Source organism: Methylobacterium sp. NEAU K (assembly GCF_030700285.1).
In the GTDB taxonomy this organism is placed as follows: Bacteria; Pseudomonadota; Alphaproteobacteria; order Rhizobiales; family Beijerinckiaceae; genus Methylobacterium.
Genome location: NZ_JAUYZJ010000030.1, coordinates 22,244 through 35,255, shown reverse-complemented (window position 1 = coordinate 35,255; position 13,012 = coordinate 22,244). Strand labels below are relative to the sequence as shown.

The following is a 13,012-nucleotide window of genomic DNA, read 5'->3' as shown; positions in this document are numbered from 1 at the left end:
CATCCCTCCAAGCCCGACGCGATCCGACGATGTACGCCAAGCCTGACAGCACCACGATGAAGTCCCGTGTGGCGCGGGCCGGAGATGCCATGGATGCCGCGCTTAAATCATTGTCCTACCGCAGCGATGGGCACGATTTGCACCGGAACGGTGTCGATGGGCAGGGTCTGGGGCAAGGTCTGACGGGCATGCGCGACGACAACCGTCCGGTCGGCAACGGCCATCCCGTGCCGCTCGAGGTCGCACCGGAGCCGGCCTCCGCCACACGCGTGCCGGAGGGCATCGAAACCGGCCGGCCGAGCCGCGCCGAGGCCGAGGCCGCCGTGCGCACCCTCCTGCGCTGGGCCGGCGACGATCCTGCCCGCGAGGGTCTGCGCGACACCCCGGCCCGGGTCGCAAAGGCCTACGAGCAGCTGTTTGCCGGATACGTGATGGACGCCGAGGCCCTGCTGGCCCGCGTCTTCGAGGAGGTCGAGGGCTACTCGGATATCGTGCTGGTGCGCGACATCCCATTCTACTCCCATTGCGAGCACCACATGGTGCCGTTCATGGGCCTCGCGCACATCGCCTATTACCCAACCCGCGGCGTCGTCGGGCTCTCGAAGCTCGCCCGGGTGGTCGACACCTTCGCGCGCCGCCTCCAGACGCAGGAGACCATGACCGCCCAGATCGCCGACGTGATCGAGAGCATCCTCAAGCCCCGCGGCGTCGCCGTGATGGTGGAGGCCGAGCATCTCTGCATGGCGATGCGCGGGGTGCAGAAGGCCGGGGTCTCGACCATCACCAGCCAGTTCCGCGGCGTGTTCAAGGACGACGCCAGCGAACAGGTCCGCTTCCTGACCCTGGTGCGCGGCGGCGGCAAGTAGTCTCAACCCCGTAACCTTCGCCCCGTAGCCTCCAGCCAGATTCCCGGGACCTCCCTTCGGCGCCATGACCGCGAGCGACAGCGCTTTCGATCCCCCCGGCACCCGCGCCGAGCTCGAAGAAGGCACGGCCTTCACCCCGCGATTCGACCGGGACGGGCTGGTGGCCTGCATCGCGGTCGACGCCCATGACGGGCGGGTGCTGATGCTCGCCCACATGAACGCCGAATCGCTGGCGCGCACGATCGAGACCGGGGAGGCTTGGTACTGGTCGCGCTCCCGGCAGGAACTCTGGCACAAGGGCGCGACCAGCGGCCAGATCCAGCGCATCGTCGAGATGCGGGTCGATTGCGACCAAGACGCGCTGCTGATCCGCGTGGAGGTCGATGGCGACGGGGGCTGCTGCCACACCGGCCGGCGGGCCTGCTTCTACCGCAGCGTGGTCCGGTCCGCGGAGGGCGGCGTCGCCCTGAAGGCTGCCAGCCCATGAGCCCGACTCTTGCCGCGAAGCGGCAAGATGGTCAGGCCGTGCCCCATTTCCGTCCCGGGACCGTCGAGCCGGTCCGGCCGGTGCCCAGTACCGGCCCACGGGTCGGGCTCGCGCTGGGCGGCGGATCGGCCAGAGGCTGGGCGCATATCGGGGTGATCCGGGCGCTGGAAGAGGCCGCGATCCATCCGACCGTGGTGGCGGGCTGCTCCATCGGCGCCGTGGTCGGCGCCTGCTATGCCGCCGGGCGCCTCGACCGCCTGGAAACTTTCGCCCGGGCGCTGACCAAGCGCCGGGTGGTCGGGCTGATCGATCCGCGCCTGCCGGGCTCCGGCCTGATCGCCGGCAACCGCCTGCGCAAGCGGCTGTTCGCCGATCTCGGCGCGCGCCGGATTGAGGACCTGCCGATCCGCTTCGGCTGCGTCGCCACCGAGTTCGGCAGCGGCCAGGAGGTGAGCCTGATCGAGGGCCCGGCGGTCGAGGCGGTGCGCGCCTCCTACGCGATCCCCGGCCTGTTTCCCCCGGTGACCTACGAGGGGCGCGTGCTGATGGACGGGACGCTGGTCAACCCGGTGCCGGTGGCGCTCGCCCGGGCGCTCGGGGCCGATCTCGTGATCTGCGTGAACCTCAATGGCGACACGGGCGGCCCGGTCGTCCATGAGGCGCCCGCGCCGGTCCCGCGCCGCAGCCTCTTCCAGGTGGTACGCGGGCGCCTGCCGGGCTTCGACCGCGCCGAGCCCGAAATTCCCGTTCCCGGCATCGCCCGGGTGGTGCTCGGCGCATTCAACATCACGCAGGACCGGATCTCCCGGGCGCGGCTGGAGCGCGACCCGCCGGACGTGGCCATCGGCCCGGACGTGGCGGATTTCGGCCTGTTCGACTTCCACAAGGCGGCCGAAGGCATCGCCATCGGGCACAGGGCCGCCCGGGCGGCCCTGCCCCGGATCCGCGCCGTCCTGAAAGGTGCCGCCGCGCGCGCGTAGGATGTCACGCGGCTGTCGCGACCACTTGCGATGGAGGCCTCAACAGGTTTGAGGACTTCCAATGTATGCGAGCCGCCGCCAGATCCTTCTCTCCGGGGGTGCGAGCCTCGTCGGGATTGCGACCGGCCTCGCCCGCCCCGGCCTGAGCCGGGCCGCCGATCGGCCGATGCTCACCCACGGACTCCAGTCCGGCGACGTCGGTACCGATTCGGCGGTGGTCTGGGCGCGCTCGGACCGGCCGGCGCGGGCGATCATCGAGTGGGCGACCACCGAGAGCTTCTCCGAGATCCGCGGGGGGGTCTTCGCCGATGCGCTCCCCGAGACCGACGGCACCGTGAAGGTGGCGCTGACCGGGCTGCCACCGGGACAGGACGTGTTCTACCGGGTCAGGCTCCAGGACGTCGCCGCACCCACGATCGTCGGACCGGGTGAGGTCGGGCGGTTCCGCACGGCGCCGGCGGACCGGCGATCAGTCTCGTTCTGCTGGTCGGGCGACACCGTCGGCCAGGGCTGGGGCATCGACGAGGCCCGCGGCGGCATGACGATCTACTCCGCGATCCTGAGGAACCGGCCGGACTTCTTCATCCATTCCGGCGACACGATCTACGCCGACGGGCCGATCCAGGCCGAGGTGAAGCTGCCGGACGGCAGCCTGTGGCGCAACCGTGTCACCGAGGAGGTGTCGAAGCCCGCCGAGACGCTCGCCGAGTTCCGGGGCCGCCACAAGTACAACCTCACCGACAAGAACGTGCTGGCTATGAACGCCGCCGTGCCGATCCTTGCGCAGTGGGACGACCACGAGGTCACCAACAACTGGTGGCCGGGCGAGCCGCTCACCCGGGCCGAGCACCTGAAGAAGAAATACACCGACCCGAACGTGCTGGCCCTGCAGCTGCGCGCGTCCCGCGCCTTCCACGAATACATGCCGATGCGATTCGAGCCGGCCGAGCCCGGCCGCGTCTATCGCAAGATCGCCTACGGGCCCCTGGTCGACGTGTTCATGCTCGACATGCGCTCTTACCGCGGCCCGAACGGCGAGAACCGGCAGACGGCCTACGGCCCCGATTCCTACTTTCTCGGGCCCCAGCAGCTCGCCTGGCTGAAGCAGGCGCTTGCCGATTCACGGGCGACCTGGAAGGTCATCGCAGCCGACATGCCCCTGGGCCTCGTGGTGACCTACGACACCGACCGCAACTTCGGCTCGGAGGCGGTAGCGCAGGGCGACGGGCCGCCGCTCGGGCGCGAGTTGGAGATCGCCGACCTGCTGCGGTTCATCAAGCGCGCGAACATCCGCAACACGGTCTGGCTGACGGCCGACGTGCATTACACGGCCGCCCACTACTACGACCCGAACAAGGCGCAGTTCCAGGATTTCGACCCGTTCTGGGAGTTCGTCTCCGGGCCGCTTCACGCGGGCACCTTCGGCCCCAACGCCCTGGACAACACGTTCGGGCCGCAGCTGCGCTACGTGAAGGCGCCCGACAAGGGACAGGTGAACCTGTCTCCGGCAGCCGGCTACCAGTTCTTCGGCCACGTCGCGGTCGACGGCGCCACCGAGCAGATGACCGTGACACTCAAGGACGCGGCCGACACCGACCTCTGGCACGTCACCCTCGATCCCGCGAAAGCCTGAGGCCCATGGGCCTCACGGATCCTCGCGGAGCGAAGCCGGCTCAGGCCGTCGTGATGTAGTCGCGCAGGGCCTGATGCTCGGCTTCGACGCTGGCGATCTTGCGCGCGACCACGTCGCCGATCGAGATCAGGCCGACGAGGCGGCCGCCCTCGCAGACCGGCACATGGCGGAAGCGGCCCTTGGTCATCAGCTCCATCACCTCCTCGATCGAGGTGCTCTTGCCGCAGGTCGTGACCGCGGTCGTCATATGGGCCGAGACCGGCGCGTCGAAGGTCGCGCCCCCATGCTGGGCGAGCGCCCGCATGATGTCGCGCTCGGAGATGACGCCGGCCACCGATCCGTCGGCATGAGCGACCACGAGGGCGCCGATGCGCTTCTCGGCCAGGATCTGGATCACGTCCTCGAGGGTCTTGTCGGGGCTCACGGTGACGACGGAAGTGCCCTTCTCGGCGAGGATGCGTGCGACATTCATGGCTCTCTCCCTTGTGACGCGTCTGATGCGTCGTCAGCCCGCGGCGCCCGCGTTGCGCTGTCGTCCGGGTAGACCCCGGCTCGTTCACATTGTGGCGAGTGTGTGACCGAACCGTCGTGTTGGCAAGGTGTTCAGCGCCGGACCCGGTCGCGCGGATCCAGCAGCGGGAAAAGCAGGAAACCCGCGATAAAGCCGCCGAGGTGGGCATCCCACGCGATGGCGGCGTTCTCGGCGACGAGCGGCACGCTGACGAGGCCGAAGAGCAGGTTGGTGACGAGCCAGATCGCCAGGAATGCGACCGCCGTCCGGTTGCGCAGAAGCTCGGGGATCGTCTCGACAGGCCGACGCGGCGGCAATTGCCAGGGCGGCCCCTCGTAGCCGGAGGCGGGGGGCTGGAAAACGAAGCGGGCGGCGGCGGCCATCAGGGCCGAGATCCCCGCCGAGGCGCCGACCAGCGGCCCCGCGCTCAAGGGATCGATCAGCACGTGCAGCACGCCGCCGGCCGCGGTGCCCGCCAGGGCGATCGCCCCGTAGCGCCACGCGCCGCAGCGCCGGGCCACCGGCGAGCCGAAGGCGGCCAGCCAGACGCTGTTGAAGACCACGTGCATCCAGGAGCCGTGCAGCAGGGCATAGGTGACGAGCGTCCAGGGCTGCAGCGCGTGCTCGGAGACGATATAGCGGGCGAACGCCTCGCGGGCGGCCTCCATGTCAGCGTCGCCCGCCCCGGCCGCCGCACGGATCACGTCGACCGCCTTGTCGGGATCGAACCACACCGTCCAGCGGGCCGGCACCAGAGCGAGGTCGAGGACGACCTGGATGTCGAGGGTGTCCGGCAGCAGGAATGCGCGCACCGCCTGGATCGCCATCAACAGCCCGATCGAGAGCGTCACCACCCCCGGCATGTTGAAGACGGGCACGCGGCTCTGGCGCGGAAATTCAGGGGAGGCATCCATTCCGGCACCATGTCGGGGCGACGGGCGTTCGGGCAAGTCCCGGCGACGTATTGAAGCCTTATCGGACCGGGCCGCAGGACCCAAAGCAGTGCGGCGCGTCAGGAGTCCGAGGGGCAATCTGCTCGCAGCGTCACGAAAATCATATCGGCGGCAGCGTGGCGAAGACCCCCGGCGATTACGAGCCCCAGGTCGATGCCCCGCGGCCTACCGGTGCCCGTAACCGGCCCAGCCGAGGCCACCCGGGAGAGGAGGCCACCCGGGAGAGAATGTCCCGCGCCGGGCGGCACGCCGCATGCGCCTTGAGCCCGAGATCGCCCCGGAAAGGCGGCGCGTCCCCCGCGGATGTGCCAAGTCGATCCGGGGACGGGCAACAGGCGTATCAAATCGGGACACCGATGAAACATCCCACGAGCCGCATGCTTCATGCCTATTGGGAGCGTCTGCGCGGAGAGCGCGCCGCGCCCGAACGCGCTGAGATCGAGCCGGGCGAGATCCGGCACCTGCTCGCCGACAGCCTGATCCTGGAGCTCGATATGGCCGAGCGCTCGGCCACCGTCCGGCTAGCGGGCACCCGGGTCTGCGCCCTCTACGGCCGGGAGCTGAAAGGCGAGACCTTCGCAGGGTTGTGGGGCGCGCAGGCGCCGGATCCCTGGCGCATCGTCGAGATCGTCGCCAGCGACACCCTCGGGGTAGTGGCTGGCCTGCGCGGCACGAACACGGCCGGCGAGGCGGTCGACCTCGAACTCCTGCTCCTGCCGCTGCGCCACCGCGGCCGCATGCAGGTCCGGGCGCTCGGCACCCTGAGCCTCGAGAGCCCGCCCCACTGGATCGGGCTGCGCCCGCTGGTGCAGGCGGAGACCACCTCTCTGCGCATCCTTCCCGGGCGCAGGAGCGAGGCGACGCTGCCGGCACGGCCGGCGATCCGCGCAAGCGCCGGCTCTCCCGGCCCGGTGCGCCGGGGTCACCTTCTCGTCCACGCGGGCGGCCGCGCCTGAGGTCTTGGTTCGGGACGCCTTGTCCGACGCTCGCGCGTTGGGGTTGCTTGCCCAGGACAGACGAGAGGGAGATCCTCAAGTCATGTGCGTGATCGACGACAGGGCGCCACAGAGCGATATTTTGATAAGGTCGATAAAGCCTGCACCGGGAACAAGGCTTTCGTAACGGTCCCGGCCTAGCCTGCGGTTCCGATTGTCACGGCGCAGGACCCATGTCGGTATGATCGCGGTCGACGCCACCGCCTGGAGGGATGCAGCCGGCGCGCCCAGCGCGGGGCGCAACGCTGCCGACCAGCGCCGCCACCAGCGTGTGCGGGTCGCCGTGCTCGGGCGCTACATGCTGGCGGACCGCCGGGAATATCCCTGCCAGACTGTGGACATGTCGCCGGGCGGCGTGCGCCTGACCTGCGCGGTGGTGGGCGAGGTCGGCGAACGCGTCGTGCTCTACCTGGAGCATATCGGCCGGATCGAGGGCATCATCGCGCGCCACAGCACGGGGGGCTTCGCGGTTCAGCTCAGCGCCACGCCGCGCAAGCGCGACAAGATCGCGTCCCAGCTCACTTGGCTTGCCAACCGGGAGATCCTGGGGCTGCCCGAGGGGCGCTCCCACGAGCGTCTCGTGCCGACCCAGACGGCGGTGGTCCTGCGCCTCGACGGCGGCCGGGAGATCCACGCCCGGCTCATCGACATCTCGATGTCGGGCGTCGCGATCTCCAGCTCTGTCTCGCTCCCGCTCGGCGCCGCCGTGACGGTGGGCAGCACCCCGGGACGGCTGGTGCGCTACTTCGAAGGCGGCTTCGGCGTCCAGTTCCTGCTGCCGCTCTCCCCAGATCGCTTCCATGCCGGGATGACGCTGTAGAATCCGGCGGATCAGATCTTCTTGGCCAGCTGCGCCGCGGTCTCCTCCGCCGGGCGCGAGAGGTCGAGGGCGCCGAGGAAGCGGTTCTGCGCGTCCATCACGTAGACGATCGCGGTGTGCTCCATCGTGTAGTCCCCATCCTTGCCGGGCACCTTACGGGCGTAGGCGCGGTATGCTTTCTCGGCGGCGGCGACCTGCTCGGGGCTGCCGGTGAGGCCCGTGATGCGCGGATCGAAGCTCGACAGGTAGGTCTTCAGGCTGGCCGGATCGTCGCGTTCGGGATCCACGGTGACGAAGGCGACGCGCATTCGCCCGGCCTTGGGACCGAGGGCGGCGAGCACGTCCGAGACCTGCTGCAGGGTCGTCGGGCACACGTCTGGGCAATGGGTGAAGCCGAAGAACACGAGATGCGTCGCGCCGGCGAAGTCGCGCTCGGTGACGCTGCGCCCGTCCTCATCGACCAGGGTGAACGGCCCGCCAACCCCCGGCACGCCCACCGGCGCCCGGTCGGGCATGAACGCGAACACCGCCGCCCCGGTGATGCCGACGAGGCCGAGGCAGAAGGCGAGAAGCGGGATCAGGGCGCGGCGCATGTCTCGGTTCCGACCTCCGTGCGGTGACTGGCACAGCACGGAACGGCGCGCGGTGGCAAGCCTGCAGCGTGCCGCCGGCTGTTTGTCGGACCCGCGGGCCTGCGGTCGCGCGAACCCGTCAGGGCTTCTGCGCCGGCTCCCCCGCGGGCGCGGCGCCCTTCGGCGGCTCCTTGCCCAGGTAGACGTATTCCGGCGCGGCCTTCAGCTGGTCCTTGGTCGTGTCGATGCGCGCCTGCAGCGACTTGCCGTCGGTGCGGTCGAGCTTCAGCACGGACGGGTCGACGGCCACGTATTTCGAGCCGAGCCCGAGGAAGCCGCCGACCCCGATGATCCAGGCCTTTACGCTGCCCTTCTGATCGAGGACGAAATCGGCGATCTGCCCGATCGTCTCGTTGGCAGCGTTGGTCACGCTCGCCCCGATCAACTTGCTGGCGACCATATCGTCGGCGGTCTGGGCCACGAAGGTCGGGCGGAGGTTGTCGGCCATCGTGGCGGGCTGACCGGGCACCGGCGCCGCGGGGCTGCTGCCATCCGGGTTTGGGCCTGCATTCTGCGCCGAGGCAGTTGCGAGGGCCGCCAGCAGGAGGGCCGAGGCGAGGAGCGGGGTGCGCATCGGGTCAGGACTTTCGGACGAAGGGCCGCGGACAGGATGCGGCCTTAAGGCTCTGGCGCAGCGTAAGTTCCGCCAATTCTCATCGCACGCCCGGGATTGCGCAGCCCGTTGCCGGCTGAGCGGCGACCATCCGGGGCTTTGACGGCGGGGCGCCCGAGCACCACAAGGCTGCTCCCATGCTCCGCCTCGCCCTCTACCAGCCCGATATCCCGCAGAACACCGGCACGATGCTGCGCATGGCCGCCTGCCTCGGCTTCGCGGTGGAGATCGTGGAGCCCGCGGGCTTCGACGTCTCGGACCGGCACCTACGCCGCTCGGGCCTCGACTATCTCGACCATGTCGCGATCACCCGGCACCGTGCGTTCGCGGCCTTCGAGGCGTGGCGGGCCGAGGCCGGCCTGCGGCTCGTACTCGCCACCACGGCCGGTGCCGTGCCCTACACGGAGTTCGCGTTCCGCCCGGACGACTGCGTGATGGTCGGGCGCGAATCGGCCGGCGTACCCGACTCCGTCCACGCTGCGGCCGATGCCCGGGTCGTGGTGCCGATCCGGCCCGGCCTGCGCTCCCTCAACGTCGCGGTGGCGGCCGCCATGATCGCCGGCGAGGCCCTCCGGCAGACGGGCGGCTGATCCGGACGCGTGGCGCCCATCCCGGGGGCGCCTCGACCGTCCCTACTCCGCACGCATACCCTGCGCGATGCTGACCGAGGCGGGCGATGGATCGCTGCGGGCCGCCGAGCTCGGCGCAGTGGCGCAGATGGCCGAGGCCTGCGGAGCGGCACCCGAAGGATCCTGGGCCTCCTCGGCGAGGCGCCGACGCTCCTCTGCGTAGCCCCCCGCGATGGCCATGTCGACGAGCCGCCGGGTCAGCCGGAAGGCCAGCCAGAACAGGGCGAGGCAGACGATCGTCGCGGCGGCGGCCTTGAGCGGGTCCACGGGACTCCCCGAAAAATCTCCCCTATGTCGGGCTGGTCCTCTTAGAGCCGCCGCCGATCGCGTTGCAATTGGACTCGGCTCCAAAACGTGGTTTGCCGCGCTCTCTCGCCGGACCGGAGCCGTTCCGGCAGCGGGCGCCCTTGATCAGGCGGGTGCCGTTGCGCGAGACCTTCCATATTGAAGTCCTCGGACCGGACGCGGACGAGGTCCAGACTCGGATCTCCGTGCGCGTCGGCAGCTTGGAGAGCGCGCAGGAGCGGGCCCTGCGCCTGTTCGCCCGCGCCCGGGTCCCGCAGAGATCCGGCGAGCCCGCCCAGGCCGTGCGGGTGATCGACGGGGCCGGCCGCGAGGTGTTCTTCCGCAGCCGTTTCGACGCTGGAGATTGAGCCGAGCCATGCGCACCGCGCTGATCCTTCCCGGGCTTGTCCTGCTGGCCTGCGCGCTATTCCTGCGCAGCTACACCCTACCCCCGGCCCCGGACCGGCGCGGCGGTACGACGCTCCTGCTCACGTGGCCGAACCACCCGGCCTTCGGCAGCCCGCGGGCCGACTGCCTCGGGACGCCGGCAGACGAGCCGGTCATGGCCTGCTTGATCGCCTCCGTCGGCCACGGGCACAGCGACGGGATCCCGGTGGTGCAGCTGCCGTTCTGCGCGACCTGCTACGCTTTGTCCGAGCGGATCGCGCTCATCGGTCGGGACGACGCGGCGACGCGGGCGCGGCTGGCGCAGATCGCCCGCTTCGGCTGGTGAGGCGCGCCCGCGCTACGCGCTCGCGGGCGCGCTCCAGGGCCTGGGCCGCCGGGAATAGCGGGTCACGCTCCGCCTCGACCAGGAGGTGGGCAATCGTCCGCCGCTCCGTCCAGAAGGTTGAGCCGAGGGCGAAGTCCGGCGGCGCGCAAGAATCGATCCGGTCGATCCCCAGCTGGCCGGCGACCGCCGCTTCGGTCAGGCGGTGGACGAGCTGCACCCCGGGTGCGGCCTCCGGCTGTGCCTCGTCGTGGGCGATCTTGAGGACCCATGCCTCGGATCCGGTGAGCGGCAGGATCAGGGAGGCCAGCGTCCGGCCAGCCCGGCGCAGGCGGGCGACGCGCACGCGCCCTGCGGCCCCGAGATCGGCCAGGACGGCCCGCAGGAAGGCGACCTCTTCCGGCCGCTGCCCCAGGCCGGTGCCCGCCCGGCCCTTCCAGCCGGCCGCCTCGAGGGCGACGTGGTCGTCCAAGGCGCCATCGAGGGCGGCGGGCGCATCCAGGATCTCGAGCGTGACGGGACCTTCCACCTCCAGGCGCGCGCGGGCGCGACGCAGCTTGCGCCGCCGCTGGCCCGAGAGATGGTCGAGATAGGTTTCTCGCGCCTGCGTCGCTCGGCCGGTCACGTCGAGCAAGCCTCGTTCATGGGGCCAGTAGGCGGCGCACCGGACGCTGCGCCGCGCCATCAGACCGGCCAGTGGGCCGTCCGCGGGCGCGTTCGGCAGGAGGAGACGCGGCGGCAAGCCGAGCACCCGCGGCGCTGCGAGCAGGCCGGCGAGCGCGGCTTCCGGGTCGGCGGCGTCGAGGAGCGGCGCCCCGAAGGGACAGTAGCCGTGGGTCCAGCCCGTCAGCACCGGCAGCGGCACGCCCCAGCGCCACCAGGACTTGCGGAACGGCCAGGCGGCCAGCAGCCGCGCCCCCGGCGCCTCCGGGGGGCGGTCGGCGACGATCAGGAGCCGCACGCCGTCACCGAAGCCCTTTCGCGCGGCGAGCGCGTATCCGGCCTCGTAGAACGGGTTCGGGACCAGGGCCGCCGCGCCGAGGGACCGCCAGGCCGGGATCCAGGCGGCGGAGGGGACGAGGGGCCGGACCGCCGCCACGAGGCCGCCGGGAAGGGGCACGGTGGCCGGCATGGCGCGACCGTCAGGCCGCGAGCCGGTGGCGGATCGCGCCGGCAAAGCCGAGCACGTCATAGCGCCACGCGGTCGCCCCCGCCGCCGCGGCGAGCAGGACCATGCGCAGGGCCTGCCCGGGCGGCATCAGCCCGCCCGGCACCAGGCTGATCCCGACGATCACCACCCCGCAGGCCAGGGCGGAGCCGGCGATCCCCGCCATGTCGGCGAGCGGCAGCGGCATCGCGGTACCGGCCCGGCGGGCGCCGAGGACCAGCACCAGGCACGCCGCCGTCTGGCCGCCCGCGAAGGCCAGGGCCGCCCCGGCGGCGGCGAGCGTCGGGATCAGCAGGAGCGAGAGCGCGGCCACCGCCGCCAGGGTGGCGACGGCTGCCCCCGCCTCCAGACGGCTGGAGCGGGTGAAGTAGATCACCTGCCCGAAATAGTAGGCGCGGAACATCATCAGGATGCTCGCCAGGATCAGCACCGGGGCGAGTTCGCGCGCCTCCGCCCGGTAGTCGGGGCCGAGCAGCACCGCGACCACCAGATCGTCGAAGCAGAGGAAGAACACCGCCCCGAAGGCGGCGACCAGGGTCATGGCCCGGGCGGCGTCGTTCAGCACCGCGGCGGCCGCCGCCATGCCGCCCGCCCGCGCCTCGCGCTTGGCGATCGAGATCAGCGACAGGGCGATCGCCTCGCCGAACACGATGAAGCTCTGCTTCAGGAAGTCGGCGAGCGCCCCGTAGGCGCCGAGCCCCGCCGGCCCCACAGTCTTGGCGATGATCAGCCGGTCGAGGCTCTGGGCGAGCGCAGCCGTTCCGAACGAGAGCACCAGCGGCCAGCCATAGGCGAACAGGCGCAGGGCCTCGGCCCGGCTGCCGCGGCCGGGCATCATCGGGGCGATGGTCAGCGCCGCCGGGAGCGCAGCGAGGGCGTTGGCGGCGGCCACCGCGAAGGCGAGGTGCAGGGGATCGGCCGACAGGTGCAGCGCCAAGCTGCCGAGGCCGAGGATCAGCACTGCCCGGCACATCACCGAGGCCGCCACCGCCCCGGCCTTCAGGCGCGTGCGGGCGATCTCGGTGGCGCCTTCGAACAGGGTGGTGCCGATGGCGAGCCCCAGGATCGCCCCCGCCATCCGGGCCGATACGAGGCCGAGCCCGGCCGCCAGGGCGCTGCCGAGCCCGGCCAGCAGCAGCGTGCCCGCAAGGATGCGCACCACCGTGCCGACCTGGGCCGGCTCGCGGGCCTCGTCATAGAGGGCGAAAAACGCGAATTTCGGCCATTGGCAGGTCGCGCCATAGAGCACCAGCGCCCAGGACAGGACGTACAGGTAGGTGCCGTAGCTCTCGACCGGCGCGAGCCGCGTGAACACCGCCACGGAGGCCATGTTGAGGGCGGCGGCGAAGCCGCGCGAGCCGACATAGATCAGGCTGTGCCGGGCGATCATGTCTTCGTGCCCCGTCGGGCATGACCGATCGATTTCAAGACGCGCCCGTCATCCCGGGGCCGCGCGGCGGAGCCCGGAATCCAGAACCGCCGAGATCGTGCGAGTCAGGCAGGTCGTTCCGCATCATCCCCTTCCACCGGCGGCTCCGGTTTCCGGAATCGCGCCTCCGCCGAGTTCCGGAAGGACAGGGCGGCTTTCGGAGACGAAACAATACGACCGATAAATCGCGGAGGGCTTTCCGAACAGGCGACCAACTCGCCCCGCTTCGGGACAGAAAGATCCCGCGAAGGGACGTATCGTGGGGGCTTCGCACATGGCAG

16 protein-coding genes are annotated in these 13,012 nt (G+C 71.1%); 9 read left to right on the top strand and 7 right to left on the bottom strand.

Annotated features, from left to right (window positions below; genetic code table 11):
* Positions 1-29 precede the first annotated feature (29 nt).
* The 4 genes from folE to Q8W67_RS20660 all read left to right on the top strand — a co-directional run bounded on the left by folE (position 30) and on the right by Q8W67_RS20660 (position 3,966).
* Complete coding sequence (folE, locus tag Q8W67_RS20675) at positions 30-866, top strand: GTP cyclohydrolase I FolE (RefSeq protein WP_305549482.1); 837 nt, start codon at positions 30-32, stop codon at positions 864-866.
* Positions 867-930: 64 nt separating this feature from the next.
* Positions 931-1,353, top strand: a complete 423-nt coding sequence (gene hisI, locus Q8W67_RS20670) for a phosphoribosyl-AMP cyclohydrolase (protein ID WP_305549479.1) — start codon at positions 931-933, stop codon at positions 1,351-1,353.
* A complete protein-coding gene (locus tag Q8W67_RS20665) occupies positions 1,350-2,333 on the top strand; it encodes a patatin-like phospholipase family protein (RefSeq protein ID WP_305549476.1) in 984 nt (327 codons plus the stop codon). Before hisI ends, Q8W67_RS20665 begins: the two co-directional genes overlap by 4 nt.
* A 61-nt stretch (positions 2,334-2,394) precedes the next feature.
* Positions 2,395-3,966, top strand: a complete 1,572-nt coding sequence (locus Q8W67_RS20660; protein ID WP_305549473.1) for an alkaline phosphatase — start codon at positions 2,395-2,397, stop codon at positions 3,964-3,966.
* 40 nt (positions 3,967-4,006) lie between these two features.
* Here Q8W67_RS20660 and Q8W67_RS20655 read toward each other — a convergent pair whose 3' ends face one another.
* Both Q8W67_RS20655 and Q8W67_RS20650 read right to left on the bottom strand, forming a co-directional pair.
* Positions 4,007-4,438: a CBS domain-containing protein gene (locus Q8W67_RS20655; protein ID WP_305549470.1), complete on the bottom strand. Its 432-nt coding sequence runs from the start codon at positions 4,436-4,438 to the stop codon at positions 4,007-4,009.
* A 131-nt stretch (positions 4,439-4,569) separates the two neighbouring features.
* Entirely contained in the window at positions 4,570-5,391 is an 822-nt protein-coding gene (locus Q8W67_RS20650; RefSeq protein WP_305549467.1) for a rhomboid family intramembrane serine protease, read from the bottom strand.
* 395 nt (positions 5,392-5,786) lie between these two features.
* Between Q8W67_RS20650 and Q8W67_RS20645 the strand changes: the two genes are divergently transcribed.
* Entirely contained in the window at positions 5,787-6,386 is a 600-nt protein-coding gene (locus Q8W67_RS20645) for a PAS domain-containing protein (RefSeq protein WP_305549464.1), read from the top strand.
* Positions 6,387-6,606: 220 nt separating this feature from the next.
* Positions 6,607-7,245: a PilZ domain-containing protein gene (locus tag Q8W67_RS20640; RefSeq protein WP_305549461.1), complete on the top strand. Its 639-nt coding sequence runs from the start codon at positions 6,607-6,609 to the stop codon at positions 7,243-7,245.
* Between the two features lie 11 nt (positions 7,246-7,256).
* On the opposite strand, the gene Q8W67_RS20635 is transcribed toward Q8W67_RS20640, so the two are convergent.
* Positions 7,257-7,838: an SCO family protein gene (locus tag Q8W67_RS20635; RefSeq protein ID WP_305549458.1), complete on the bottom strand. Its 582-nt coding sequence runs from the start codon at positions 7,836-7,838 to the stop codon at positions 7,257-7,259.
* Positions 7,839-7,956: 118 nt separating this feature from the next.
* Positions 7,957-8,451, bottom strand: coding sequence for a PRC-barrel domain-containing protein (locus Q8W67_RS20630; RefSeq protein ID WP_305549455.1), 495 nt, complete (start codon positions 8,449-8,451; stop codon positions 7,957-7,959).
* 176 nt (positions 8,452-8,627) lie between these two features.
* Here Q8W67_RS20630 and Q8W67_RS20625 point away from each other — a divergent pair, with 176 nt between their 5' ends.
* On the top strand, positions 8,628-9,080 hold the full coding sequence (locus Q8W67_RS20625; RefSeq protein ID WP_305549452.1) for a tRNA (cytidine(34)-2'-O)-methyltransferase: 453 nt from the start codon (positions 8,628-8,630) through the stop codon (positions 9,078-9,080).
* A gap of 42 nt (positions 9,081-9,122) precedes the next feature.
* On the opposite strand, the gene Q8W67_RS20620 is transcribed toward Q8W67_RS20625, so the two are convergent.
* Positions 9,123-9,386, bottom strand: coding sequence for a hypothetical protein (locus Q8W67_RS20620; protein WP_305549449.1), 264 nt, complete (start codon positions 9,384-9,386; stop codon positions 9,123-9,125).
* 158 nt (positions 9,387-9,544) lie between these two features.
* Here Q8W67_RS20620 and Q8W67_RS20615 point away from each other — a divergent pair, with 158 nt between their 5' ends.
* Together Q8W67_RS20615 and Q8W67_RS20610 are read left to right on the top strand one after the other, a co-directional pair.
* Positions 9,545-9,772: a hypothetical protein gene (locus tag Q8W67_RS20615; RefSeq protein ID WP_305549438.1), complete on the top strand. Its 228-nt coding sequence runs from the start codon at positions 9,545-9,547 to the stop codon at positions 9,770-9,772.
* Between the two features lie 8 nt (positions 9,773-9,780).
* Positions 9,781-10,137 carry a hypothetical protein gene (locus Q8W67_RS20610; protein WP_305549435.1) on the top strand — a complete coding sequence of 119 codons (357 nt, stop codon included), beginning with the start codon at positions 9,781-9,783 and terminating at the stop codon, positions 10,135-10,137.
* Here the strand turns inward: Q8W67_RS20610 and Q8W67_RS20605 are convergent.
* Positions 10,073-11,266 (bottom strand): GNAT family N-acetyltransferase, encoded by a 1,194-nt coding sequence (locus tag Q8W67_RS20605; RefSeq protein WP_305549432.1) that lies wholly within the window; start codon positions 11,264-11,266, stop codon positions 10,073-10,075. The two genes, Q8W67_RS20610 and Q8W67_RS20605, sit on opposite strands and share 65 nt — an antisense overlap.
* 10 nt (positions 11,267-11,276) lie before the next feature.
* The gene (locus Q8W67_RS20600; RefSeq protein WP_305549429.1) at positions 11,277-12,692 is read right to left on the bottom strand and encodes a lipopolysaccharide biosynthesis protein; all 1,416 of its coding nucleotides are present in this window, start codon (positions 12,690-12,692) and stop codon (positions 11,277-11,279) included.
* Between the last annotated feature and the right edge of the window lie 320 nt (positions 12,693-13,012).

Bases quoted from the DNA above. Each gene is read 5' to 3' on its own strand.
- folE (WP_305549482.1), top strand. From the start codon at position 30: ATGTACGCCAAGCCTGACAGCACCACGATGAAGTCCCGTGTGGCGCGG.
- hisI (WP_305549479.1), top strand. From the start codon at position 931: ATGACCGCGAGCGACAGCGCTTTCGATCCCCCCGGCACCCGCGCCGAG.
- Q8W67_RS20665 (WP_305549476.1), top strand. From the start codon at position 1,350: ATGAGCCCGACTCTTGCCGCGAAGCGGCAAGATGGTCAGGCCGTGCCC.
- Q8W67_RS20660 (WP_305549473.1), top strand. From the start codon at position 2,395: ATGTATGCGAGCCGCCGCCAGATCCTTCTCTCCGGGGGTGCGAGCCTC.
- Q8W67_RS20655 (WP_305549470.1), bottom strand. From the start codon at position 4,438: ATGAATGTCGCACGCATCCTCGCCGAGAAGGGCACTTCCGTCGTCACC.
- Q8W67_RS20650 (WP_305549467.1), bottom strand. From the start codon at position 5,391: ATGGATGCCTCCCCTGAATTTCCGCGCCAGAGCCGCGTGCCCGTCTTC.
- Q8W67_RS20645 (WP_305549464.1), top strand. From the start codon at position 5,787: ATGAAACATCCCACGAGCCGCATGCTTCATGCCTATTGGGAGCGTCTG.
- Q8W67_RS20640 (WP_305549461.1), top strand. From the start codon at position 6,607: ATGATCGCGGTCGACGCCACCGCCTGGAGGGATGCAGCCGGCGCGCCC.
- Q8W67_RS20635 (WP_305549458.1), bottom strand. From the start codon at position 7,838: ATGCGCCGCGCCCTGATCCCGCTTCTCGCCTTCTGCCTCGGCCTCGTC.
- Q8W67_RS20630 (WP_305549455.1), bottom strand. From the start codon at position 8,451: ATGCGCACCCCGCTCCTCGCCTCGGCCCTCCTGCTGGCGGCCCTCGCA.
- Q8W67_RS20625 (WP_305549452.1), top strand. From the start codon at position 8,628: ATGCTCCGCCTCGCCCTCTACCAGCCCGATATCCCGCAGAACACCGGC.
- Q8W67_RS20610 (WP_305549435.1), top strand. From the start codon at position 9,781: ATGCGCACCGCGCTGATCCTTCCCGGGCTTGTCCTGCTGGCCTGCGCG.
- Q8W67_RS20605 (WP_305549432.1), bottom strand. From the start codon at position 11,266: ATGCCGGCCACCGTGCCCCTTCCCGGCGGCCTCGTGGCGGCGGTCCGG.
- Q8W67_RS20600 (WP_305549429.1), bottom strand. From the start codon at position 12,692: ATGATCGCCCGGCACAGCCTGATCTATGTCGGCTCGCGCGGCTTCGCC.